General features: G+C 40.6%; 23 protein-coding genes. 18 read left to right on the top strand and 5 right to left on the bottom strand.

The window, feature by feature from the left end; translation table 11 throughout:
• Positions 1 to 79: 79 nt before the first annotated feature.
• The 6 genes from E0H87_RS07370 to E0H87_RS07345 all read left to right on the top strand — a co-directional run bounded on the left by E0H87_RS07370 (position 80) and on the right by E0H87_RS07345 (position 5,808).
• Positions 80 to 1,525, top strand: coding sequence for a lipase family protein (locus E0H87_RS07370; RefSeq protein WP_131323003.1), 1,446 nt, complete (start codon positions 80 to 82; stop codon positions 1,523 to 1,525).
• Positions 1,526 to 1,628: 103 nt separating this feature from the next.
• Positions 1,629 to 1,841 (top strand): hypothetical protein, encoded by a 213-nt coding sequence (locus tag E0H87_RS07365; RefSeq protein WP_131323002.1) that lies wholly within the window; start codon positions 1,629 to 1,631, stop codon positions 1,839 to 1,841.
• Positions 1,842 to 2,055: 214 nt separating this feature from the next.
• Positions 2,056 to 2,964: a sulfate adenylyltransferase subunit CysD gene (gene cysD / locus E0H87_RS07360; RefSeq protein ID WP_171065359.1), complete on the top strand. Its 909-nt coding sequence runs from the start codon at positions 2,056 to 2,058 to the stop codon at positions 2,962 to 2,964.
• Positions 2,965 to 3,081: 117 nt separating this feature from the next.
• A complete protein-coding gene (cysN, locus tag E0H87_RS07355) occupies positions 3,082 to 4,698 on the top strand; it encodes a sulfate adenylyltransferase subunit CysN (protein ID WP_131323001.1) in 1,617 nt (538 codons plus the stop codon).
• Positions 4,699 to 4,808: 110 nt separating this feature from the next.
• On the top strand, positions 4,809 to 5,603 hold the full coding sequence (locus E0H87_RS07350; RefSeq protein ID WP_131323000.1) for a hypothetical protein: 795 nt from the start codon (positions 4,809 to 4,811) through the stop codon (positions 5,601 to 5,603).
• Positions 5,604 to 5,625: 22 nt separating this feature from the next.
• On the top strand, positions 5,626 to 5,808 hold the full coding sequence (locus E0H87_RS07345; RefSeq protein WP_131322999.1) for a hypothetical protein: 183 nt from the start codon (positions 5,626 to 5,628) through the stop codon (positions 5,806 to 5,808).
• Between the two features lie 393 nt (positions 5,809 to 6,201).
• On the opposite strand, the gene tehB is transcribed toward E0H87_RS07345, so the two are convergent.
• From tehB to radA, 3 genes are all read right to left on the bottom strand, one after another.
• Positions 6,202 to 7,065, bottom strand: coding sequence for an SAM-dependent methyltransferase TehB (gene tehB / locus E0H87_RS07340; RefSeq protein ID WP_131322998.1), 864 nt, complete (start codon positions 7,063 to 7,065; stop codon positions 6,202 to 6,204).
• A gap of 135 nt (positions 7,066 to 7,200) precedes the next feature.
• A complete protein-coding gene (locus tag E0H87_RS07335; RefSeq protein WP_131322997.1) occupies positions 7,201 to 8,175 on the bottom strand; it encodes a Tim44 domain-containing protein in 975 nt (324 codons plus the stop codon).
• Between the two features lie 124 nt (positions 8,176 to 8,299).
• Positions 8,300 to 9,682, bottom strand: coding sequence for a DNA repair protein RadA (radA, locus tag E0H87_RS07330; RefSeq protein ID WP_131322996.1), 1,383 nt, complete (start codon positions 9,680 to 9,682; stop codon positions 8,300 to 8,302).
• 350 nt (positions 9,683 to 10,032) lie between these two features.
• Here radA and E0H87_RS07325 point away from each other — a divergent pair, with 350 nt between their 5' ends.
• From E0H87_RS07325 to E0H87_RS07290, 8 genes are all read left to right on the top strand, one after another.
• Entirely contained in the window at positions 10,033 to 11,532 is a 1,500-nt protein-coding gene (locus E0H87_RS07325) for an alanine/glycine:cation symporter family protein (protein ID WP_131322995.1), read from the top strand.
• A 306-nt stretch (positions 11,533 to 11,838) separates the two neighbouring features.
• Positions 11,839 to 13,242 carry an amino acid permease gene (locus E0H87_RS07320; RefSeq protein WP_131322994.1) on the top strand — a complete coding sequence of 468 codons (1,404 nt, stop codon included), beginning with the start codon at positions 11,839 to 11,841 and terminating at the stop codon, positions 13,240 to 13,242.
• A 133-nt stretch (positions 13,243 to 13,375) separates the two neighbouring features.
• Positions 13,376 to 13,600, top strand: coding sequence for an LPS translocon maturation chaperone LptM (lptM, locus tag E0H87_RS07315; RefSeq protein WP_131322993.1), 225 nt, complete (start codon positions 13,376 to 13,378; stop codon positions 13,598 to 13,600).
• A gap of 24 nt (positions 13,601 to 13,624) precedes the next feature.
• Positions 13,625 to 14,869, top strand: coding sequence for a diaminopimelate decarboxylase (gene lysA / locus E0H87_RS07310; protein WP_131322992.1), 1,245 nt, complete (start codon positions 13,625 to 13,627; stop codon positions 14,867 to 14,869).
• A 14-nt stretch (positions 14,870 to 14,883) separates the two neighbouring features.
• Entirely contained in the window at positions 14,884 to 15,729 is an 846-nt protein-coding gene (gene dapF / locus E0H87_RS07305; protein WP_131322991.1) for a diaminopimelate epimerase, read from the top strand.
• A 103-nt stretch (positions 15,730 to 15,832) separates the two neighbouring features.
• Positions 15,833 to 16,447 carry an alpha/beta fold hydrolase gene (locus E0H87_RS07300; protein ID WP_131322990.1) on the top strand — a complete coding sequence of 205 codons (615 nt, stop codon included), beginning with the start codon at positions 15,833 to 15,835 and terminating at the stop codon, positions 16,445 to 16,447.
• A 10-nt stretch (positions 16,448 to 16,457) separates the two neighbouring features.
• A complete protein-coding gene (gene xerA, locus E0H87_RS07295; RefSeq protein WP_131322989.1) occupies positions 16,458 to 17,381 on the top strand; it encodes a site-specific tyrosine recombinase/integron integrase in 924 nt (307 codons plus the stop codon).
• 213 nt (positions 17,382 to 17,594) lie between these two features.
• The gene (locus tag E0H87_RS07290; RefSeq protein WP_131322988.1) at positions 17,595 to 17,960 is read left to right on the top strand and encodes a hypothetical protein; all 366 of its coding nucleotides are present in this window, start codon (positions 17,595 to 17,597) and stop codon (positions 17,958 to 17,960) included.
• Here the strand turns inward: E0H87_RS07290 and E0H87_RS07285 are convergent.
• A complete protein-coding gene (locus E0H87_RS07285; protein WP_131322987.1) occupies positions 17,940 to 18,500 on the bottom strand; it encodes a GNAT family N-acetyltransferase in 561 nt (186 codons plus the stop codon). The genes E0H87_RS07290 and E0H87_RS07285 overlap by 21 nt on opposite strands.
• An 8-nt stretch (positions 18,501 to 18,508) precedes the next feature.
• Positions 18,509 to 19,003, bottom strand: a complete 495-nt coding sequence (locus tag E0H87_RS07280; RefSeq protein ID WP_100240975.1) for an Lrp/AsnC family transcriptional regulator — start codon at positions 19,001 to 19,003, stop codon at positions 18,509 to 18,511.
• A 115-nt stretch (positions 19,004 to 19,118) separates the two neighbouring features.
• Here E0H87_RS07280 and E0H87_RS07275 point away from each other — a divergent pair, with 115 nt between their 5' ends.
• From E0H87_RS07275 to gyrA, 4 genes are all read left to right on the top strand, one after another.
• On the top strand, positions 19,119 to 19,724 hold the full coding sequence (locus E0H87_RS07275) for a LysE family translocator (RefSeq protein WP_131322986.1): 606 nt from the start codon (positions 19,119 to 19,121) through the stop codon (positions 19,722 to 19,724).
• Between the two features lie 497 nt (positions 19,725 to 20,221).
• Positions 20,222 to 20,974, top strand: a complete 753-nt coding sequence (locus E0H87_RS07270; protein WP_131322985.1) for an electron transfer flavoprotein subunit beta/FixA family protein — start codon at positions 20,222 to 20,224, stop codon at positions 20,972 to 20,974.
• A 17-nt stretch (positions 20,975 to 20,991) separates the two neighbouring features.
• Positions 20,992 to 21,927: an FAD-binding protein gene (locus tag E0H87_RS07265; RefSeq protein ID WP_131322984.1), complete on the top strand. Its 936-nt coding sequence runs from the start codon at positions 20,992 to 20,994 to the stop codon at positions 21,925 to 21,927.
• A 494-nt stretch (positions 21,928 to 22,421) separates the two neighbouring features.
• Positions 22,422 to 25,397: a DNA gyrase subunit A gene (gyrA, locus tag E0H87_RS07260; protein WP_131322983.1), complete on the top strand. Its 2,976-nt coding sequence runs from the start codon at positions 22,422 to 22,424 to the stop codon at positions 25,395 to 25,397.
• The last annotated feature ends 71 nt before the right edge of the window (positions 25,398 to 25,468 follow it).

The following is a 25,468-nucleotide window of genomic DNA, read 5'->3' as shown; positions in this document are numbered from 1 at the left end:
TACAGGGCACTTTTTTTATGCCTTAATAATTCTGCATGTAGTTTCATGCCCAAAAATAAAGATTAAAAAAGGATATTTTATGAAGCGCACGAAAATAGCTTTGGCACTTACATTGACACTTTCAAGTCTATTTTTAACAGCTTGTAATGATGATGACGATAATACGGTAGCCGATTCAAATAAAACCTATTTATCTGAAGGGAATTATTCTTTAGATACAGTAGAGAATAGCTCATCGATTAAAGTCATGACCTATAATATGACCAATGTTCAAGGGAAAACTGCAACAGCCACTGCCATGGTTTTATTTCCAAAAGCCATTCAGCCTAAAGATGGTTATCGAGTTGTGGTTTGGGAGCATGGTACAGTCGGAGGTGGAGATGGCTGTGCGCCAAGCAAAAATCTACTTAACCCTCGCTTTAAAATTCTTGCAGATACCTTATTGGCAGCAGGTTACGTGATAGTTGCACCAGATTATGAAGGTTTGGGTACACCAGGTGTACACCCTTATTTGAACTTATCTAGTGCCGCAAACTCAGCAATTGCGGCAGTTAAAGCAGCAAAGGATCATTATGGTACGCAGTTAAATGGCGCATGGATGTCGATTGGTCAGTCACAAGGTGGACATGCTTCCTTGGGCACTGCGGAATTTGCCAATACTGATAGCAGTTATAAAGGGGCAGTTGCGGGTGCGCCAGCATCAAGCTTAGGAACAATTATTCAAATTTATCTCGATCCGCAGTTGAATCTTGATGAAAATAATCAATCTAAGGGTGTGAATAGATTAGATGAACAATTACTAAAAGTTCGTTATGCAGTTGCAAACAACTTAATTACAGCAGCACAAGGACAAGCAGCAATTGGTCAAATTGCAGATGGTTATGCTGAGTTGTTGGCTTATGCAGCACTGACCAGTTCAGGTATTAAAGCATATCAACCCAATTACGATTTAAAAAATATCTTTACTGCGGGTGCGGCGGATATTGCAGAAAAAGCCTATGGCCGTACGGGCGATGATGGCGCATGTTTAGGTTATGCCGACCCGAATAGTGCGAATGGTTTACAAGAACAATTTAAAGTCGGGGTACTTGCTTTCTTAAATGAAGACCCTACACATTTAATTGCCCAATACGGAATTGATTTAAATAAAATTAAAACCGATCCAGTGGTTCAGAAATTCTTAGTGGATAATCAGCCAGCCACTAATGCAACCGCAGCAAAAGTGATTAAAACCCCAGTATTTATTATTCAAGGGGCGAATGATCAAGCGGTATTACCTCCAATGACACAAGCGTTGTATGCAAATATGCAAGCAAATGCCACAAAGTATTTCCCGCAAAATACTTATGCTGATGGCTACAAGCTGACTATCGTGCCGAATGCAACACATACGCAAACGATCGTTTGTAAAAATGCAGATGCTGTAGATTTCATTCAAGCAAATATGTCAGCGGCTACGGGTATCGTGTTAACCGATGCTCAGAAAGATGCAAGTCAAAACCCACAATGTACGGGCAATTTCTAAGTCATTTTTAGATTAATCTTTGTGAAAAAGAGTCTCATTATTGAGGCTCTTTTTTGTTATATTGTTGCACAATGAAGAAAGCAAGATTTGAGTTAAATCACCTATGAGCCAACCAGAAGTGAATAAAAAGCCCATACCTTGGAAATTAATGGTCTTAGGGCTGCTCATTCCAGTGTTTATCCTTGGCATGGCACTTTTAGCTGCAAAAAGCGATGCAGAGAATAAAAAGCAATATGATTTAGAGCGTGCAGAAATTCAAAAGCGTGTTGAATTAAGGCAACAGCGCGAAGCTGCTGCGCAGGCAAAGAGTGAATAGGCTAAAATCTTCCAGAACTTTGCAATCATTTTGAACGGGTAGGGGTCTACTATAGCTTGAAAACTTATAGTTATTATTAGTTATGCTCTATATGATAATTTTGCATATCAATATAATAAAACAAGCAATAGTTGTGAATAGTAAATCTCTATAATGAATATCAATTGTTGAATGTGTAATAAGCACGAATTAGTAATCGGTGTTGTCGATGTCAATAAATGAGGAAAGACTTACTCATCTTAAACAGCTTGAAGCTGAGAGTATTCACATTATTCGTGAAGTAGCTGCCGAATTCGAAAATCCGGTGATGTTGTATTCTATTGGTAAAGACTCAGCGGTCATGCTGCATCTTGCCTTGAAAGCGTTCTATCCTGCAAAACTTCCATTCCCACTATTGCATGTCGATACAGGCTGGAAATTCAAAGAGATGATCACCTTCCGTGACAACATGGCGAAAACCCATGGTTTCGATTTGATCGTTCATCAAAATAAAGAAGGTAAAGACGCTGGAATCAATCCGTTTGATCATGGCAGTTCAAAATATACCGACATCATGAAAACTCAGGGCTTAAAACAAGCACTGGATAAGTATGGTTTTGATGCCGCTTTTGGTGGCGCACGTCGTGACGAAGAAAAATCACGTGCCAAAGAACGTGTGTATTCTTTCCGTGATAGCAAGCATCGTTGGGATCCTAAAAACCAACGTCCTGAACTTTGGAATCTTTACAACGGTAAAGTGAACAAAGGTGAAAGTATTCGCGTGTTCCCATTGTCAAACTGGACTGAGCTGGATATTTGGCAATACATCTATTTAGAAAGTATTCCACTAGTACCTTTATATTTGGCTGCAGAACGTCCTGTGGTTGAACGTAGCGGTACACTCATCATGGTTGATGATGAACGTATGCCTTTAAAAGAAGGTGAAGTTCCACAAATGAAATCGGTACGTTTCCGTACTTTAGGCTGTTACCCACTCACGGGTGCGGTTGAATCAACGGCTAATACTTTACCGGAAATTATTCAAGAAATGCTTCTTGCCACAAGCTCTGAACGTCAAGGTCGTATGATTGACCATGATGAAGCAGGCTCGATGGAAAAGAAAAAGCAAGAAGGCTATTTCTAATTAATCTCTCCCAACCTCTCTTTAAGAAAGAGAGGAGAAAAAGTCCCTCTTTGATAAAGAGGGATGTAGGGAGATTCAGGATTAAAACGATTTCAACGAATTTGTGGAGTTTGAGCAATGTCTCATCAATCTGACCTGATTAGCCAAGATATCTTGGCATATTTGAAACAACACGAAAATAAAGACTTATTACGTTTTTTGACTTGCGGTAACGTCGATGATGGTAAGTCAACTTTAATTGGTCGTTTGCTTTACGATTCAAAATTGATTTATGAAGATCAATTGCAAGCCGTAACGCGAGACTCTAAAAAAGTCGGTACGACGGGCGATGCCCCTGACTTGGCATTGCTTGTAGATGGTTTGCAAGCAGAACGTGAGCAAGGCATTACCATTGACGTTGCTTATCGTTATTTCTCGACTGAAAAACGTAAGTTTATCATTGCCGATACCCCGGGACATGAGCAATACACGCGTAACATGGCTACAGGTGCGTCTACTTGTGACCTTGCGATCATTTTGATTGATGCGCGTTATGGCGTACAAACGCAAACACGTCGTCACACGTATATTGCAAGCTTGTTGGGTATTAAGAACATTATTGTTGCGATCAACAAAATGGACTTGGTTGAATTCTCTGAAACCCGTTTCAATGAAATTCAAGCGGAATATGGCAACTTCGTCAGCCAATTGGGTGACCGTAAGCCAAGCAACATCATCTTTACGCCTATTTCTGCATTGAATGGCGATAACGTGGTGAATGTTTCGGAACACACCCCGTGGTACAAGGGCGAAACCTTAATGGGTACGTTGGAGTCGGTACAAATTAACCGTGATACCGCGAAACGTGATTTCCGTTTCCCTGTGCAATATGTAAACCGTCCAAACCTCGACTTCCGTGGTTTTGCGGGAACGATTGCTCTGGGTGAAATTAACGTGGGCGATAAAGTTGTTGCTTTACCATCAGGTAAGTCTTCAACAGTTAAAGAAATCGTAACTTTTGATGGCAACCTTGAACATGCATTTGCAGGTCAAGCGGTGACATTAACGCTAAACGATGAGATTGATGTATCACGCGGCAATATGTTGGTCCGTGCGGATCAGGGTATTCCTGCAATTTCTCGTTCGGTAAAAGCGACTGTGGTGTGGATGGCGGATCAGCCGCTTGTGATTGGCAAGTTGTATAACTTAAAAGTGGGTACGCAAACTGTTCCTGCGAAAGTGACTGCCATTAACTTCCGTACGAACGTGAACACACTTGAGCAAATGCAAGTGGATCATCTTGATCTCAATGCGATTGCTAATGTGACTGTTGAATTTGATGCGCCAGTGGTGTTTGACCGTTATCAAGACAGCCGTTATACAGGTTCGTTTATCTTCATTGATCGTTTGAATAACGTAACGATTGGTGCGGGTATGGTGGAAGAATCTGTTGAGTGGTCTGCACATGTAAACCCTGTTTCTGCGGAAGACCGTGCTGCACGTTTAGGTCAAAAACCAGCAGTTGTGACTGTAACAGCAAAAGCACTTGAGCAAGCACAAGTGTTAGAAAGCTTGTTGATTCAACAAGGTGTGGTTGCAATTGCGAAAGCAGGCTTAACCGCTGAGCAAGTCGCGTTGTTGTGTGAAACGGGTGTGGTTGTTGTGACTGATCTTGTAGACGGTACAGATGTTACATTTGCTCAAGATGCGGTCGAAGAACTTGCAGAGAAGATTGTCGAATTGGTTCGTTTATAAGACTGGGCTGATTTAAAAGAAACCCGTCTTTATGGCGGGTTTTATTTATATTGTTGAAAAAATATTTCAAACTGTTTATTTTACTTAAAACATTGAAGAAAAGAGGGGTTATGGCACTTTTAAAGTATTACACGGATGAACAAGTAGCTGAAATTAAGTCTAGTTATGAATTTTATAACTACTCAACTAACTATTTTTACAAAACTATTGGCAAAGTATTATATCGCTATTCTAAAACATTATCAGCGTGGATATTGGAGCTAAACCGTAGTTCATTAAAGTTGGAGCAAAATCAAAAATTAAATGCTCTTGATTTTGAAATGGTGATAAGAGCTGACCCAAACACCAAACTTAAGAAAATAGCTCATCCTATTGAGAAAGTTCAGTTGAACTTAAAGACAATTAGTGATGTGGAAAATCAATGGATTCAATCCGCGATTAATATGGAATTGGATGAGGATCAAATTTCCATCCTAAAAAGTGATTTTTCTCGTATTTTGGATGAAGAATTAGTCGGAGATTACACGCACCGTGTAAATAAGCAAACGTACTTTGGCTTACAAAATAAAGATGGCGAGATTTTAACTTTAGTAGAAGTGGTATATAATTTAAACGGTTCTACTCCTTTAGTTAAGCTTATGTCAATCAGTCATCGATCGGATATTGTGCTTTTGAATAAAGCTGATTATCATAGCTATCATGCTAAGGCTTTAGGTAATAGCGTTGCTATTTTGTTAGCAAATACTTCAACTGTAGGTGGTCGTGCTAAAGTTTATGCTGAAGATCAGTATACACTTGAGCAGCTTAAAAAAATTGGTAATGGTTTAACAGCTGAAGAGTTAGTTGATAAACTGAACATAACTTTTAAGACAGAAGGTCGTTTTTTGACTTTTGCACGTAAGTAATTCTAATCTAAAAGGTCTCAAAATGAGTATTGATAAAACTATAATTAATTTTAACTCTTCTAAACAAAATGAAGAGTTTGATATTCATCTCTGTGCTGAATTAATTGCGAAGATTGCATTTCAAGTATTTGAAAGCGAAGATGAAAAAGTAACTAGCTTTTTATCGTTAGGTAAAGTTAAGCAAAAAATGGATGAAGTTGCCTAATCAGTGACAATTCTAAAAAACCACCAATAGGTGGTTTTTTAATGTCTAAATAAAATTTAAGAATATTAAAAAATAACTAAGACTTATTCTTGGGCATATCATCAACTAAATTTTTTTCGATTATAGGTGAGAGGATTTTCTTCCCTGTATGTTGTCAACACTTAATACATAAGTCCGTCCTGACTTCATTCCTTTTTCTATCTATGTTCAAATAAGCTCAATAAACTTGCAAAGTAACGAATAGTGAAAGCAATTATGTCACAAAAATGGACTGCTCCCAGTATCTTAGACATCGAAGTAGCCTCATTTTGAAGCTGCTTAATTAATCCGTCCAACGTATTGGGGGCAGATCAATCTAGCGGTTTTTTTTATGACTTGTAGCTTTATTCTAAACTAAACTTTCTGTGCAAAAAGCGTGGCAAAGCGCTGTTTAATGCGTTGCCCTTGTTCATCGGTGCGGTGGAGTTCACCAACATTTTCATTGTATTTAAGGATGGTCCAACTTTCATAATATGCTTTTAGTTCACCGACTTTAAAGCTAAAAGGGAAGTCAGGTTGCACTGGATAATCTTCACTGTCCATTGCACATACAATCAAGTTATAACCGCCAGACTTGGTCGCTTGCTGCATTTGTGCGATGAGCGGTGGAATGCTATGGGCTTTTAGAAACATCATGACTACGGTGCAATAGATAAAATCATATTGATTTTGAATCTGCTGATTTTCGTTTAAATCCCGAAGTTGGGTGTGAATATTGGGAATCTGTTCAGCCTGAATAATTTGCTCTAGACGTTGTAGGCTTTGTGTATTTACATCCCATGCATCGACTTCAAAGCCGTGCTGATTTAAAAAAAGGGCATTACGTCCTGAACCACAGCCCACATCAAGTGCTTTGCCACCTTGAAGATATGAATGGGCTGCCAAAATTTCGGAATGGGTTGGTGTAAGTTGATATTTTTGAGTGAACAATTGATCTGCTGGACAATAGAAACTGAGTTGGCATTCAATATCAGGACTGAATGCCACAATACGATGCCAAGCTTGGGGCTCGATGAATGGCGGTTGTTGGGTTGAGCTGAAATGATGCTCAGACAGAATTTTACCTTGTTCATTCAGCATGGCAAAGTCTAATTCGCCTTTTAAAATATTGAGTTTTGCCCATGTGCCTTGTTTGGTATTGTGAGCCTGCTGAAACGCTTGTGGTATGGTGTCATGCTTCCAAATGGGAAGGGTTTTATAGCAAAGCAGTGATGGCATGTCGGTATCCTTATGTTTGGAGCTTGATCTCCGCTAAACGTGTTTTTTTAAATTATGTTCTTAATTTGACAGTCACTTGTTCTGATTCAAAATAAAAACAGCGACCGAAGTCGCTGTTTTAAAATGTTTCAATGATTAAGCTTGTTGAATACCCGCAACTAACCAGTCTTGGGTTGAACCCGCAGGTTTAGCAAAATGCCAGATTTCTGCAAAAGGTTGCGGCAAACTGTTTAAATCTTCACTCACTGTACCTGTAAAGCGCACGCTCACCACATATTGACCATTTTCAGTTGCAGCATCTGTCACCATTGCATTTAGGTTTGAGAACTCTGCAACATCTTGATCGCGGTTGGCCATAATGTCGTTATACATTGATTGATATAAATCTGGCGTGAGGTATCGACGGATTTCTTCAATATTGCTGGCTGTATTCATCGATTGGATATGATTAAAGCGTTGGCGTGCAATACGTAAGAATGCCGCAGGTTCTGTACCATCAGGGAGTTGATTACCACTGTTGGTATAGGCTGAACCAAATGGTGCAGTATTGACAGGTGCTTGAGTTGCCGCACCGCCAGCTACAGATTGACCAAAAATATTGGTGTTGTCAGTAGATGCGCGTGGTGCAGCAGGTGCTTGACCAAATGGCGATGCAGCTTGACCGCCATTATTTGGTGCATACGGGTTAGCGGATGTTAATTTTTTTTTTGCGCCCATCTTGCGGAAAATGAAGAAGGCAGCAGCTGCAGCAAGTAAAATCCAAATCCAGCTTGGAATTCCACCTTTTTCTTCTGCTGGTGCAGCGGCTTGGCTTGCTGGATGATCATCTGCAAGTGCATTTGCAGCAACTGCACCAATAGCAGCACCTGCAACACCCGCAGCAACCATACTACCTACGCCTGGACCAGATTTTTGTGGTGCAGTCGCAGGGGCAACAGGTTGTTGTGCAGGAGTCGCTTGACGGGGTTGCTGATAAGACTGGGTTGGTGTTGCAGAACGGCTCATGCCATGACTTTTACCACCACCCGCACGCTTCGCCTCAGCCAAAGGTGCTACCAATAACGTCGCCGCTAAAATACCTGCAACTAAACTACGCTGTCGAACTTCCATTCAATTTTCCTATAAAAATGTTAAATAGCCCTGTATTTATGCAGGCATTTGTTAATTTTTTCAATAAGAAAAAGCAATTTTTTTGTTTAATTTTGCACAGTTAAATTTTAACGTTGGCGTTAAGCTATTCGGATAGATTCATCGCTTCGGTTAATGCTTCATGGAGTCGAGCTACCGCAATAATCTGCACACCTGAAATGGTTTTCTGGGGAGCATTGCCACGTGGCACGATAATGTGTTTAAAGCCGTGTTTAATGGCTTCTTTCAAGCGTTCTTGACCATTCGGTACGGGGCGGATTTCACCAGATAATCCAACTTCACCAAAGACAGCCAATTGTTGAGGCAATGCTTTACCTCTTAAACTAGAAGCACAAGCGAGTAAAACGGCTAAGTCCGAACCCGTTTCGGTAATTTTCAAACCACCGACCACATTAACGTAGACATCTTGTCCAGAAGTTTGCACACCACCGTGACGGTGCATGACTGCGAGCAACATGTTCAAGCGGTTTTGTTCCAAGCCCAAGGCAACGCGGCGTGGTTGTCCATGTGCATCATCGACCAACGCTTGTACTTCAACCAATAGCGGACGTGTACCTTCACGGCTGATCATCACGATCGAACCGGGAATCGCTTCATCGTAGCGACTTAAGAAAATTGCTGAAGGATTGGCGACTTCACGTAAACCTTTATCGGTCATGCCGAACACGCCCAATTCATTCACTGCACCAAAGCGGTTTTTTACTGCACGAATCATACGATAACGTGAGTCTGATTGACCTTCAAAATACAGCACGCAGTCGACCATGTGTTCAAGCACGCGTGGACCTGCCAAGGCGCCTTCTTTAGTCACATGACCGACAAGAAAAAGTGCAGTGCCGCTATTTTTAGCAAAACGCGTGAGTAATGCAGCCGATTCTCGAATTTGCGAGACTCCACCCGGGGCAGATTGTAAGGTTTCTGTGTAAAGGGTTTGAATAGAATCGAGAATGGCAACGGCAGGACGTTCTTGTGCTAAAACTTCACAAATACGTTCTACACAGGTTTCTGCCATGACTTTTAATTGGTCGGTGGGCAAATCTAGACGCTGTGCACGCAGTGCAACCTGCGATAGTGATTCTTCGCCTGTAACATAAAGCGCAGAACTTTTAGCAGCCGCCATGTAAGTTGCGGTTTGTAAGAGAATGGTTGATTTACCAATACCAGGATCGCCGCCAATCAATACCACAGAACCAGTGACCAACCCTCCACCGAGTACGCGGTCAAATTCACCAATCCCTGTAGCAAGGCGAGTTTCATGTGAAACTGAGACTTGATTTAAAGTCGTGATATTGGCTGCCTGTCCTGCGTAGCCTCCGCCCATTTTGGGTTGGGCGCGATGCGCCACCACAGGTTCAACACGGACTTCAACCAGACTATTCCATTCGCCACATTCAATACATTGTCCAGCCCATTTTGAATGGTCTGCGCCGCATTGTTCGCAGCGATATACAGTTTTAATTTTTGCCATAAATAAAATTGAAAATAATCTGTAAATTAGATAAAAGTAATAGTTACGAAAACAATTAAATGCAGTGAATGCAATTCTTAAGGAATAAGAAGTATCGCTGTTGATCGTAATTACGGGTTAAAGGGAATTGCTCAGAAAAATAACATGATATAAGACTTTTACAAGTAAGAAACAGTGTGTTTTGAGTCAAGTGATTTGTTCAGTTCACTTTTTCCATGGAAGGAGTTTGAGCATTTGGTTGTTTCTTGTCATGACACAGCGTTTTGATGGCATAGATATTGCTCATGCTCAGACAAATGAAAATAAAGCAGTTGCAACATTTTCAAATTATATAAAAAAGGTTGATGTCTATGAGTGCAGCAGAAATTGTTGATTGGGTTAATAGCATTATTTGGAGCAAAGCTCTTATCTATTTGTGTTTGGGGGCAGGTTTATTTTTCTCTATTTTGACGCGCTTTGTTCAAGTTCGCCAAATGAAAGAGATGGCAAGATTATTAATACACGGCGGTTCTTCAGAACAAGGAATTTCCTCATTTCAAGCGCTAGCAGTTTCACTTTCAGGACGTGTTGGTGTGGGTAACATTGCTGGGGTTGCCGCAGCAATTGGTTTTGGTGGTCCGGGTGCAGTATTTTGGATGTGGCTTGTGGCTTTCTTGGGGGCAAGTACAGCTTACGTAGAATCTACCTTGGGTCAAATTTATAAGGTGGAATACCAAGGTCAGTACCGTGGTGGACCGGCTTTTTATTTTGATAAAGGTTTAGGGCAACGTTGGTTGGGTGTGGTATTTGCGATTGCCGCAATTGTTGCTTGTGGTTTGTTCCTACCAGGAATTCAAGCCAATGCGGTGGGGAATGCCTTTACACAAATTACAGGTGAAGGTTCCATCGTCTTTGGGAATGTAGGTTCATTCAAATTAGTCGCTTTAGTTGTGATTTTATCTTTGTTGGCCATCATTATTTTTGGTGGTATTAAGCGTATTGCACGTTTTGCTGAGTTTGTTGTTCCTTTTATGGCGCTAGGCTATATTTTAATGGCCATCGTGATTGTTGTAATCAATATTCACGAATTGCCACGTGTGCTGCAACTTATTTTTGACGATGCATTTAGTCCAATGGCAGGACTAGGTGCTGCCATTGGTTGGGGTGTTAAACGTGGTGTGTATTCGAATGAGGCTGGTCAGGGTACTGGCCCGCATGCAGCAGCAGCAGCAGAAGTACAACATCCAGCGCAACAAGGTTTTGTACAAGCTTTCTCAATTTATGTCGATACGTTGTTTGTTTGTTCTGCAACAGCCTTCATGATTTTAATTACAGGCATGTATAACGTTCAAGGCACTTTAGAAGCAGGGCAATTTATTGTTCAAAACGTTGCAGGGACAGTCGAAATTGGTTCGCCAGCATTTACTCAAATGGCAGTCAGTACAGTCTTTGGTGGTTTTGGTCAAATCTTTGTTGCCTTGGCGGTGTTTTTCTTCGCGTTTACCACAATTGTTGCGTATTACTATATTGCGGAAACCAACATTACCTATCTCAGTTATATCACGAAAGCACCATCACTATTGTTCATTACCAAATGTTTTATCATGATTTCAGTGGCTTACGGAGTAATTAGTGCAACGGGTTATATCTGGGGAATTGGTGATATTGGCGTGGGCTTAATGGCGTGGATTAATATTATCGGTATTATTGTGACCTACTTTGTATGGAAACCAACCATCAAAGCATTGAAAGATTATGAGCAGCAACAAAAAGCAGGGGTAACAGAATACACCTTCGATCCTGTGAAACTGGGTATCCGTAATGCAACTTATTGGGAAGAGCGTTTAAAGAAACAACAGAATAATCAATAAAAGAATTGAATATTGATGTGAAGTAGAACTTAAAAAGCAGTCGCTGCGGCTGTTTTTTTTATTGAATGGTATAAGATTTATATGAACTGATGTGTCCAAAAGGTGCATTGTATTGCATTGATGTAGTGCGTATTATCGGCGCCAATTGTATAAGGCTTGAATGCTGAACAATACAGATTTAGTTGTTTAGCTTAGATTGACCCAAAGACTTACATGGCGAAGGCGTGCTTAAACATAGTGCAAATGTGTAATTTGGATTAATTAGGTTAAAAAATCTTAAAGGATTAATAGAGAGTTTTTATAGCGATGTTAAATCAAAACACGAATGAGTCAGCTGCACAAGGTGAACTCCATCGTAGTTTGTCGAATCGACATCTACAGCTAATTGCGATTGGTGGTGCAATTGGTACGGGGTTATTCATGGGGTCGGGCAAAACCATTAGTTTGGCAGGCCCATCAATTTTATTTATTTATATGATCATCGGTTTAATGGTGTTCTTCGTAATGCGTGCATTAGGGGAACTACTATTATCTAACCTCAAATATAAGTCATTTATTGACTTCTCGACAGACTTGATTGGTCCTTGGGCGGGTTATTTTGTTGGTTGGACTTACTGGTTATGTTGGATCACCATTGGTATCGCGGACTTATCTGCCATTATTTATTATCTGCAATTCTTCAACAATGGACTACCATTTAGCCCCGTTGAAGGTGCCATGATCAGTGTTGCTGCCATCGTCTTCATTATGGGTTTGAACCTGATGACGGTGAAGCTGTTTGGTGAGCTTGAATTCTGGTTTGCTTTGGTCAAAATTATTGCCATTGTGGTCCTCATTGCCGTTGGTTTGTGGATGATTTTTACAGGCTTTACTTCCACTACGGGTGAAGTGGCATCATTCACGCACTTGTGGGCGAATGGCGGGATGTTCCCTACGGGAATGAGTGGTTTCTTGGCAGGGTTCCAAATTGCGATTTTTGCCTTTGTAGGGGTCGAGTTGGTCGGGACGACAGCAGCAGAAACCAAAGATCCTGAGCGTAACTTGCCTAAAGCAGTGAACTCAATTCCAATTCGTATTATCTTTTTCTACGTATTGGCATTGGTGATTGTGATGTCGGTGACACCGTGGAACAGAATCAATCCAGAAGTTAGCCCATTCGTGAATTTATTTAGTCAGGCAGGTATTGCAGCCGCGGCGATTATTATGAATTTAGTGGTGCTGTCGTCAGTAATGTCATCTATGAACAGTGGGGTATTCTCGACCAGTCGTATGCTGTTCGGTTTATCGCGTGAGAAACAAGGGCCACAAGCGTTTGGTCATTTGAATAAGCGAGCAGTTCCTGCAAATGCTTTATATTTCTCTGCAATTTGTTTGTTGGGTGGAGCAGCCTTACAGTATTTTGTACCAAATACCGTTGAAGCCTTTACTTTAGCAACGACTTTATCCACGATTCTGTTTATTTTGGTGTGGTTGATTATTTTGTGGAGCTATTTGGTTTACTACAAAACACGTCCAGAATTACATGCTAAATCGACCTTTAAATTGCCTGGTGGTCCTTTGACATGTTGGGTGGTGATAGTGTTCTTCATTGGCATGATTTATGTGTTGTCGTTAGAACCCGATACCATGAAAGCTTTGATGGTTAGCCCAATTTGGCTCATCCTTCTGGCGATCGGTTATTTCTGTTTTTATAAGCCTAAACATAAATAATCGTGACCTATACAGAAAAACGTCAGTTTAGAACTGGCGTTTTTTTATGTCTGGCGATAATCTCTAGCGTTTAATGCTTTGGTCAATGCGTTGATCAGGTTATACTTTGTGAAAATTTGAGATAGGTGGTCAGATGCGTCACGTCATTTGCTGCATAAGTGTATTGGTGTTGGGTTCTTCATTAGTCGGTTGTGGTCAATCGGGTGCATTACAATTACCAAGCGATTCAAATTATGACAAACGTGCAAAATATTTGTTATATCCAAATGTAGAGTCTGCTCACAAAAAAGAGCAAGTTCCAACGGATCAATCCGCTGAACAACAGGCAACTACAGAATCAAAATCTTCTACTCCTTAACTTGTCATTGAAAGGACATCTTCCATGAGTTTTACCCGCATTAATGGGGTATTGCACGCAGAGCAGTGTTCCCTAGAACAGCTTGCGCAGCAATTCGGCACGCCACTGTATGTGTATTCAAAAGCGACTTTTGAAAAACATTATTTAGATATGGATCGTGCGTTTGATTTTATCGACCATCAAATTTGTTTTGCGGTAAAGTCTAACTCAAATATTGCGGTACTCAATGTCTTGGCAAAGTTAGGCTGCGGTTTCGATATCGTGACTGGCGGTGAGCTTGCTCGTGTATTGGCAGCAGGCGGTGATGCATCTAAAGTTGTCTTTTCAGGTTTAGGTAAAACTGAAGCAGATATTCAAAAGGCACTGGAAGTCGGGATTGCATGTTTTAACGTTGAGTCTCATGCCGAATTAGATCGCATTCAGAAAGTGGCAGCGGCTTTAGGTCAAAAAGCGCCAATTTCCTTACGTGTGAATCCAGATGTCGATGCAAAAACGCATCCTTATATTTCAACTGGATTAAAAGAAAATAAATTCGGTATTCCTTCGGATACAGTATTTGAAACCTATCAATATGCTGCAAGTTTACCGAATTTAGAAATTATCGGCATTGACTGTCATATTGGTTCACAGTTGACTGAAACTAAACCATTTGTCGATGCACTTGATCGTGTCATGCTTATGATTGAGCAACTGAAAGAGTTAGGTATTCAGTTGAAGCATATCGATATTGGTGGTGGTTTGGGTGTGACCTATAAAGATGAAGTTCCACCAACGGTTGAAGAATATGCCAATGCCTTGAAACCTGCTTTAGAAAAGTTAGGTTTAAAAGTGTATATGGAACCGGGGCGTAGCATTTCTGCCAATGCAGGCGTGTTACTGACCAAAGTGGATTTATTGAAACCGACCAATCATCGTAACTTTGCCATTATTGATGCAGCGATGAACGATTTGATTCGTCCAGCTTTGTATGAAGCATGGATGGATATCCAAGCTGTTACTCCACGTGATGATGTCGAAACTTTGCAATGGGATGTGGTGGGTGCAATTTGTGAAACAGGCGATTTCTTGGGTAAAGAACGTGATTTAGCCCTCCGCGAAAACGATACGCTTGCTGTCTTAGGTGCGGGTGCATACGGTTTTGTGATGAGTTCAAATTACAATACGCGTGGACGAGCGGCTGAAGTCATGGTCGATGGCGCGAACTCACATCTGATTCGTGAGCGTGAAACCATTGAATCGCTTTGGGAAAAAGAGCGTTTATTGCCTTAAAGGAGTCACTAAAAATGTTTTTAGAATTTACTAAAATGCATGGTCTAGGCAATGACTTCATGGTTGTGGATTTAATTAGTCAGCGCGCGTATTTAGATGCACTGACGATCCAACGTCTTGCAGACCGCCATTTTGGCATTGGTTTTGATCAGTTACTGATTGTTGAACCACCTGATGTACCAGAAGCGGATTTTAAATATCGTATTTTTAATGCTGATGGTTCAGAAGTTGAACAATGTGGAAATGGCGTGCGTTGTTTTGCCCGTTTTGTACATGAACGACAACTCACCACCAAAACCAAAATTAAAGTACAAACCAAAGCAGGCATTGTAGAGCCTGAATTGGGGTCGAATGGTTGGGTGCGCGTCAATATGGGTTATCCAAAATTTCTACCGCAGGAAATTCCATTTTTAGCAGACGAACCAGAAAATTTGTATGATCTAGAGTTGGCAAATCAACAGCAGATTCAAATTGATGTGGTGAACATGGGGAATCCCCATGCGGTGACCATTGTGTCTGATGTGATTACGGCTGATGTCGCAACAATAGGCCCCCAAGTCGAGTCACATGCGCGTTTCCCTGCACGTGTGAACGCAGGCTTCATGCAGATTATTGACGAACAACATGCCCGTTTACGTGTATTTGAACGTGGTGTTGGTGAAACTTTAGCCTGTGGTACAGGGGCATGTGCTGCTGCTGTTTCTGGTATTCGTCGTGGTTTATTGGCGAATCAGGTTGAAATTGAGTTGGCGGGCGGAAAATTACAAATTGAATGGCGTGATGGCGATGTGGTCTGGATGACAGGTCCGACATCTAACGTTTATGAAGGACGTATTGACCTACGTTATTTCCAAGGCTAAACCCACATTGATTTGAAAAAAGCACTGTCTTTATGATGGTGCTTTTTTATGGATTAAAATCGGCTATGCTGAAGCCAAATATAAATAGAGATAACGTATAGACATGCCAAATTTAATTTTTCTGCCGGGCGCATCGGGAAGTACCACTTTTTGGCATCCTTTAATTAAGAATTTATCTCTCGTGGAGTCGAAACAGGTCATTGCTTATCCGAGTTTTGGTGAGGAACCAAGCCAAGAGACTGTGTATGATTTTGCCAGTTTGTCAAATTATGTTCAGCAACAGATTCAGTCGGAATCTATTTTGATTGCACAGTCTATGGGCGGTATTTTTGCTGTGCAGGCTGCAATAGCACGCCCTGATTTAGTCAAGGGCCTTGTTCTTCTGGCAACTTCAGGTGGAATCGATTTAACGCCATTTCAGGTACAAGATTGGCGAACCGCTTATCAACAACAGTATCTCAACTATCCAGACTGGTTTGTGGATATTCAAATCGATTTATCACCGCAACTTGAAAAGATCAGAACACCAGTATTGTTATTGTGGGGAGATCAAGATCCGATTAGCCCAATCGCCGTTGGGCAGACTTTGCAGCAAAAATTCCCGCAAGCTGAACTGCATATTATTCATGGTGGTGATCATGCTTTCGCAGAACAGCATGCAGAAGAAGTTGCAGCATATATTCAGCAGTATTTAACTCATTTTAATTTTCAGGTTTAGGGTGGGGATGATGTCTGTAGAATCCCAACAATTACTCGCCATGTGGCTGAAAGCACGAGAAATACAAAATCAGTCTAAATTAACTTTACTCGCGTATGAGCGTGATGTTGGCGATTTTTTACAGTTTTGTGATCAGAAAAAACTGTTGCTACAAGATATCGAAACGGCAGATTTGCGTGAATATTTGGCCGTCAAAGTCGAGCAACAGCAATTGAGCTCTAGTAGTTTACAGCGATTATTGTCTGCGATTCGTCAGTTTATGAAGTGGGCAAAAGAAGGCAATTATCTGACGTTTAATCCATCCGATGATTTTCAATTAAAGCGACAACCGCGACCCTTGCCAGGTATGGTGGATATTGAAACCATTCAGCAAATTTTAGATCAGACCCAACCTGAAAAAGAATCTGATCAGGAGTTATGGCTGCGCGACAAAGCCATTTTGGAATTATTGTATTCCAGTGGATTACGTTTGGCAGAAGTCCAAAGCCTTAAAATTAAAGACATTGATTTTAATCGGCTTCTATTACGGATTACGGGTAAAGGTAACAAAACCCGTGTAGTTCCCTTTGGTTCCAAAGCCAGAGATGCATTAATGGATTGGCTAAAGGTGTATCCATTGTGGCATGGTGATTTTGTCCCCGATGCTCATGTATTCATTAGTCGTAAAGGCAATCCACTGGGCGCCAGACAAATTGAAAATCGTGTCAAATTTCAGGCACAACGTGCGGGAGTGAGTGTCGATTTGCATCCACATTTATTAAGACATTGTTTTGCGAGTCATATGCTGTCAAATAGCGGTGATTTAAGAGCGGTGCAGGAAATGTTGGGGCACAGTAATTTAAGTACCACACAAATTTATACCCATGTTGATTTTGATCGGCTTGCCAATGTCTATGATCAAGCACATCCACGTGCTCAATTCAAAAAACAGTAACAATTCCAGTGTAGATATAGGCCTGAATGATTTTACTCTGGTACAAAATTTGCTTTGCTTATTACATAAGCAAAATGAAAAGGAGCATATTTGTACTATTGTAGAATAATAAAAAATCAAAAGATGCAGTATAAGTGTCGCATGGCATGCGGTATTGAACATAAACATACCGATTGCGAATTTTGAACTTTGAATGAAAGAGGAGAGCAAGCCATGATTTCCAACATACAAGAAAAATATGATCAATTAAATTCAGTGCAAAAGGATATTTTTGCAGGATATGGTTTGCGCCAGATTAAACATTTTATTGAATACTGCTTACCTGAAGTACAACCACTTTTGCCTGAAAATTCAGTGATTGAAGGGATTAATACCTCTGGTATGGTACAAGCCATACAACAGGAGACCCGCAAGTGCTATATCTGGGATGGCACAACGTGGAATGTATCTAGCTCTATTCCAATTATGGATACAACCGATGACTTTCAATCGGTTTGGGAAATTTTTGATTTGTCACTTTATGAATTGATTGAACTGAGTCATGTGCATCGAGATTTTTTAGGCAATGCGCACGTTTGAGCTAAATTCATGGTGATGAATGAAATACAGCACATGCTTTTGCAAAATACTCTCAGCAGTCAGTGCAGGATGTAAAAACTCTTGTTGATATTGCATACCTAACCTTTTCATCACAGCTTGAGAGGGATGGTTAATTGATGCGGTAAAAGCAACTACTTCATTGAGATTGAGCGTTTTAAAGGCAAAATTCAATGCAAGTTGAGCTGCTTCAGTCGCATAGCCTTGACCCCAATAATCTTTGTTCAACCGCCAGCCAATTTCGGTACAAGGTGAAAAACTAAATTGATCAGGTTGATCATGCAATCCTGTCATGCCAATCAAGCGGTGTTCAGATTTTAATTCGACCGCCCAAAATCCCCAGCCACGCTGTTCAATTGAAGCTTGGCATTTATCAATAAGCAGATCACTTTCAGCCCGAGTCAGGCATTTAGGAAAATAACGCATGACGGCAGGATCTGCATTGAGCTGATAAAATGGCAAACGATCTGCCTCTTGCCACGGACGTAAAATTAAACGTGGGCTTTCTAGAAATTTTTGCATTGTGTCTCTTATAAATCTTCAAGCGGTAGTTGAAAACTTTGCTTAATAATTTGGCTAGGCAAATCGGTTTTGACACTGGTAATGCCATTTTTTTTGGTTAAATGTGTGGACTGAAATTTTCGATAGCTTTCTAAATCAGGGACGACAACTTTCAGCATGGCATCACATTCACCCAAAATAATATAACACTCCATAACTTGAGGCAGTTCTTTCATGGCTTCAATAAAACGATCAATGGTTTCAGCATCTTGTCCCACCAACCAAATACGTGAAAACAAAATCAGTTGGAAACCAATCTTTTGTGGATCAACTACGGTGGTGTAATTTTGGATTACCCCAGCTTCTTCCAGTAGTTTGACCCGTCTTAAACAAGATGAAGGTGACAGCCCAACTTCTTTAGCCAAATCATTATTTTGAATACGACCATTTTGCTGCAAAGCACGAATGATACTTTTATCAATACGATCAAGTTTGATTAAAATATTCTTGGAAGATGATTTCATAAAATAGAATTAAATTCGAAAATTAAATCTAATTATAGAATATTTGCAATCCTATTTTGTATAAATTCGCAGATACTAATTTTCACTTTCAGCCTATTCGAAAGGGAAAAAGGATATGTCTGTATATTTACTGTTTGCACTGACCGTTTTGCCTCTAGTTTTTACTCCAGGCCCCGACATGCTATTTATCTTTTCACAAGTCATGTCGAAAGGGGTAAAGGCTGGGATTATGGCAACCCTCGGTATTTGCATGGGGTATATGGTGCATTCGGTCTTGGTTGCCTTGGGTATCGCGGCAATATTGGTTTCTTTCCCGATGTTGTTCGAAACAATCCGCTGGTTAGGGATCGCTTATCTTTTATATCTTGCTTTTAGTTTATTTCGCTCTGTTTTTAACAGTAAATCTTTGCATGTGCCCAAGGCATCTGCGGGCAGTCCAATTGCTAAAGGCTTTTTAACTTCATTGTTAAATCCAAAAGGGATGCTGATTTACTTTGCAATTTTGCCGCAGTTTATGCGCAATGCAGAAAATACTGTCACACAAGGTCTAATTTTATCATCTATTTTTATAGGCTTATGCTTGGTGGTATATAGTGGATTAAGTATTGTTATTGCTAAAGTTACTGCAAATACACAATTAGATGCTCAAAAACAAAAATGGGTTGATGCAGGGTCAGGTGGGTTATTGATGGTGGCTGCAACTTGGTTAATCGCGAATTGATGGTCGTATTAAGCATGCTTGTAAAAGGGTGTGTTTTTTATACTTAGGGTAAATTGAGGAGTACCTTTTCATAGGATGTCTAAATTTAATGATTATGTTTGTACAACGCTAAAATGGATAAACTGAATTGGTTTCTGTCAAAACTGACAAGTCACTGAGGGTGTTTAAAAGTATTGCATCGTATAGCAACTGCTTATTACAGCTGAATATTGAAGTGATTGATCAGAAAAAATTATGTAGTAAATAAAGTAAAAAAATAATAAAAATCAATATTTAAAATTAGTACACTAAAACCGCTATTTTAGAATTAAAATTCATGCAAATAAAACTTTGAACGCGACGTTCAGCCATTTTTACGCATTTTTACAGTGGATTCAGTAATTGTGACTTGACCGAAATGCCATACAATTGCAAGATAGGACACCTAAAAAATTTTAAGTGAAGAGTTAATATAACTTTTCTCAACATTTACATTTGCTAAAACAGCCGAGGATTACATGAAGGCTCTTGTTGCTGTAAAACGTGTGGTTGATGCCAACGTTAAAGTTCGCGTTAAACCGGACAATAGTGGGGTAGACCTTACTAACGTTAAGATGTCAATTAACCCATTCTGTGAAATCGCAGTGGAAGAAGCGGTTCGCTTAAAAGAAAAAGGAACTGTTTCAGAAATCGTTGTTGTTTCTATTGGTCCTAAAGAAGCTCAAGAACAAATCCGTTCTGCAATGGCACTTGGCGCTGACCGCGGTATCTTAGTTGAAGCTGATGACAGCCAACTTGGTGCGTTAGAAGTTGCTAAAATCCTTAAAGGTGTTGTTGAAGCTGAACAACCACAGTTAATCCTTCTGGGTAAACAAGCAATTGATGACGACTCTAACCAAGTTGGTCAAATGCTTGGTGCACTTTTAGGTGCAGGTCAAGGTACATTCGCATCTGAAGTGAAAGTAGATGGCGACAAAGTACAAGTGACTCGTGAAGTTGACGGTGGTTTACAAACTGTTGAATTATCACTTCCAGCAATCATCACTACTGACTTACGTTTGAATGAGCCGCGTTATGCTGCACTTCCAAACATCATGAAAGCGCGTAAAAAACCGCTTGATACTAAGTCACCTGCTGATTTTGGTGTTTCTACTGCAACTAAGCTTAAAACAGTTAAAGTTGAACCACCTGCTGACCGTAAAGCAGGCGTACAAGTGAAATCTGTGGATGAACTTGTTGAAAAATTGAAAAACGAAGCGAAAGTGATCTAATACAGAAGGATAAAATCATGAGTATTTTAGTTATCGCTGAGCACGACAACAAGACACTTAACGGTGCAACTTTAAACGTTGTTGCTGCGGCACAAAAAATCGGTGGTGATATCACTGTATTGGTAGCAGGTTCTGGCGCGCAAGCAGTTGCTGATGCTGCTGCAAAAGTTGCAGGCGTAAGCAAAGTATTACTTGCTGACAACGCTGCTTATGCAAACCAATTGGCTGAAAACGTTGCAGCTTTAGTTGCTGACGTAGCGAAAGGTGGTTTCAAACACGTATTGGCTGCCTCTACAACAACAGCTAAGAACATTCTTCCACGTGTTGCTGCACTTCTTGACGTAAGTATGATTACAGACATCATTGCTGTTGAATCTGCTAACACGTTCAAGCGTCCAATCTATGCAGGTAACGCGATTGCAACTGTTCAATCTGACGAAGCAATCATCGTGGGTACAGTACGTGGTACAGCATTTGATCCTGTAGCTGCTGAAGGCGGTGCTGCTGCGGTTGAAGCTGTAAGCGAAGCAAAAGATGCTGGTATCTCTAAGTTCGTTTCTGAAGAGATTGTAAAATCTGAACGACCTGAATTAACGGCTGCGCGTATCGTTGTTTCTGGTGGTCGTGGTGTTGGTTCTGGTGAGAACTACCATAAAGTACTTGACCCATTAGCTGACAAGCTTGGTGCTGCTCAAGGTGCTTCACGTGCTGCAGTCGATGCTGGTTTCGTTCCAAACGACATGCAAGTAGGTCAAACAGGTAAAATTGTTGCACCTGACCTTTACATCGCTGTAGGTATCTCTGGTGCGATTCAGCACTTGGCAGGTATGAAAGACTCTAAAGTGATCGTTGCGATCAACAAAGACGAAGAAGCGCCAATCAATGCAGTTGCTGACTACTGGTTAGTTGGTGATTTGAACACAGTTGTTCCTGAATTAGTATCTAAAATCTAATTTCTGAACGCCTGTTCTAAAAACGCTCTTGTGCAAGCAATTTAAGTCCTACTTAAATTGTTCTGCTCGGGGGCGTTTTTTATGCTTATTACTCACCCCATTGGGCTTCAATATAAATTAACTCACAACGCAAAATTGGGTATAGAAAAGCTGTAGAGCGCGAAAGTGATTCGCATCGTTATGAAAATTTAATCAATTTACGAATAATACAAATAAAACAAGAATTTAAAATATTGTCTGTAATATGAATAGCGAGATTACAAAATAGCTTATTTTTCAACTTAATTTAGGTCAAAAAAACGTATAAAAAAAAGACGATAAACAAAGGAAAACAAACGAAATTAACTCGTCTAAATACGCACCTAAAAGGGATAAAATATGCTAAAATTTACGGCTGTATTTTAGTTTTTTAGCTCAATTCCCTGAGTTAAATTTTTGCAAGATTTAAGATATAAATGCGGGCAGAATTCCTGCTTGTATAACAAGGAGTATGCATGAGCGTATCGGAAATTAGACCGATTGCCATTGAGGATGAACTCAAGCACTCGTATTTGGATTATGCAATGAGCGTGATTGTATCACGCGCTTTACCTGATGTACGAGATGGTCTAAAACCTGTTCATCGTCGTGTGCTTTTTGCAATGCACGAATTGGGTAATGACTACAACAAAGCATACAAAAAGTCTGCCCGTGTTGTCGGTGACGTGATCGGTAAATATCACCCTCACGGTGATTCTGCTGTTTATGAAACTATTGTTCGTATGGCGCAAGATTTCAGTTTGCGTTATATGCTTGTAGATGGTCAAGGTAACTTCGGTTCTGTCGATGGTGATAGTGCAGCAGCAATGCGTTATACCGAAGTTCGTATGCAAAAGCTCACCCATGAAATTCTGGCGGATCTCGAAAAAGATACCGTAGATTGGGAAGACAACTACGACGGTTCAGAACGTATCCCGCAAGTGATGCCGACACGTATTCCGAATTTGTTAATTAACGGTACGACTGGTATTGCAGTGGGTATGGCGACCAATATGGCGCCGCATAACATGACTGAAGTCGTCAATGCATGTTTGGCTTATGCTGAAAACCCAAATATCAGTATTGAAGGCTTAATGCAGCATATTTCGGGTCCAGATTTCCCGACTGGCGGCATTATTTATGGTAAATCGGGTATTGTCGATGCTTACCGTACAGGTAAGGGTCGTTTGCATATCCGTGGTAAATACCACTTTGAAGAAGATCAAAAAACTGGTCGTACGACCATTGTTTTCACTGAAATTCCATATCAAGTCAACAAAGCAAAAACCATTGAGCGTATTGCTGAGTTAGTAAAAGAGAAGAAACTCGAAGGTATTTCAGAACTACGCGACGAATCTGATAAAGACGGGATGCGTATCGCCATTGATTTAAAACGTGGTGAAAATGCTGAAGTTGTGGTGAACAACTTATTCTTGAATACGCAACTCGAAAACTCTTTCAGCATTAACATGGTGTGTCTGGACAACGGACAGCCAAAATTAATGAATCTTAAAGATATCATTGCGGCATTTATTCGCCATCGTCAAGAAGTCGTAACTCGCCGTACCATGTTCGAATTACGTAAAGCGCGTGAACGTGGTCATATCTTGGAAGGTTTAACGGTTGCATTGGCGAATATCGATGCCATCATTGAAACCATCAAGACTTCTGCTAACCCTGCCGAAGCACGTGAGCGTTTACAAGCGGGTGAATGGTCTGCGGGTGGCGTGGTTTCACTCCTAGAAAAAGCAGGTTCAGTTTCTGTTCGTCCAGAAGTGATTGAAGGTGAAGATCTAAACCGTCCATTTGGTTTAGATGGTGATGTCTATCGTCTGTCTCCTACCCAAGTTGGCGCAATTCTAGAATTACGTCTGCATCGCTTAACAGGTTTAGAACAAGACAAACTTCACGCTGAATATACGGAAATTTTGGGGCAAATTGCTGAACTTACTGCAATTTTGAACGATTTTAATTTATTGATGGCTGTGATTAAAGAAGAGTTGGCTTTGATTCTTCAGCAATATGGCGATGCACGTCGCACAGCAATTGTTGAATCGCGTATTGACTTCTCTCGTGAAGATTTAATTCCAGAAGAGCAAGTGGTATTAACTGTTTCGAAAACAGGTTATGCGAAAACTCAACCGTTGTCTGACTATGCTGCGCAACGCCGTGGTGGACGTGGTAAATCTGCGACTTCAATGAAGGAAGATGATTACATTCAGCATTTGATTGTCACCTCAAACCATGCGACGGTTTTATGCTTTACTAACGTTGGTAAAGTGTATCGTTTGAAAGTGTTTGAAGTGCCACAAGCTTCTCGTGGTGCAAAAGGTCGCCCAATGGTGAACTTACTTCCGTTAGAAGCAGATGAAACGATCACCGCAATTTTACCTGTAATTGATGCGCCGAAGAAATTTAAAGATCGTTTAGCCGACTTTAAAGCTTTTGTTCGTGCTCATGTGGTGAAACTACGTGAAAACAGTATCATTGAAGCGCATTATGACGCTTTAAAAGCATCCTTTGATGGATTGGCTGAAGATGCGGATGAATTATCAGATGCATTGCGTAAACAATTAAAAGAGTTGGGTGTAGAACTTTCAGCAACAGATCTTGATGATGAAATTGTTGCTGAATTTGCAGAACTGACTGAAAAGTTACGCAAAAACTTCTTTGTATTTATGGCAACAGCTTCAGGCACTGTGAAACGTGTAGAGCTGGAACAATTCAGTAATGTACGTTCAAATGGTTTACGTGCCATTGAGTTGAATGAAGAAGATACCTTGATTGGTGTTGCGATTACTGATGGCGAACAGCAAATTATGTTGTTCTCGAATGAAGGTAAGGCGATTCGTTTTGCTGAAACTGATGTGCGCGCGATGGGTCGTTCTGCCAAAGGTGTACGCGGTATGCGTGTCACGATTGGTTCGGCTCAAGCTGAAGAAGTTGAAGAAGTCGAATCGGATGAAGATGATGCAGCAGATGCAAGCTTCATTAGTCGTATCGTGTCTTTAGTGGTTGTTCCTGAAACCGGTGAAGTGTTATGTGCTTCTGCTAATGGTTATGGTAAACGTACACCAGTTGATGACTTCCCAACCAAGAAACGTGGCGGGAAAGGTGTGATTGCCATTAAGACCTCTGAGCGTAATGGTGAATTGGTTGGTGCTGTTTCGATTGATGAAACCAAAGAACTGATGCTGATTTCAGACGGTGGTACTTTGGTTCGTACACGCGCTTCGGAAGTGGCTCAAACAGGTCGTAATGCACAAGGTGTTCGTCTGATCCGTTTAGGTGAAGATGAAACATTGGTGGGTGTAGAAGCGATTGATGCTGTAGAAGAAGATGAAATTGAAACTATAGAATCAGTAGTAGCTAATGAAAAGTTAGTAGATGAAGAAATGATTGTAGATGAAACTGAAAACGAATCAGATTTGAATGAATCTGAAGAAGAATAAGTCATGATCTAAAGAAAAAGGACGCTACGGCGTCCTTTTTCTATATGATTTGTTGCATAAATAATGGGAAA

It is taken from the genome of Acinetobacter sp. ANC 4178, assembly GCF_004331175.1.
GTDB lineage: Bacteria > Pseudomonadota > Gammaproteobacteria > Pseudomonadales > Moraxellaceae > Acinetobacter.
Note: the sequence above shows the minus strand (reverse complement) of the source record. Positions and strands in the feature narration are given on the sequence as shown.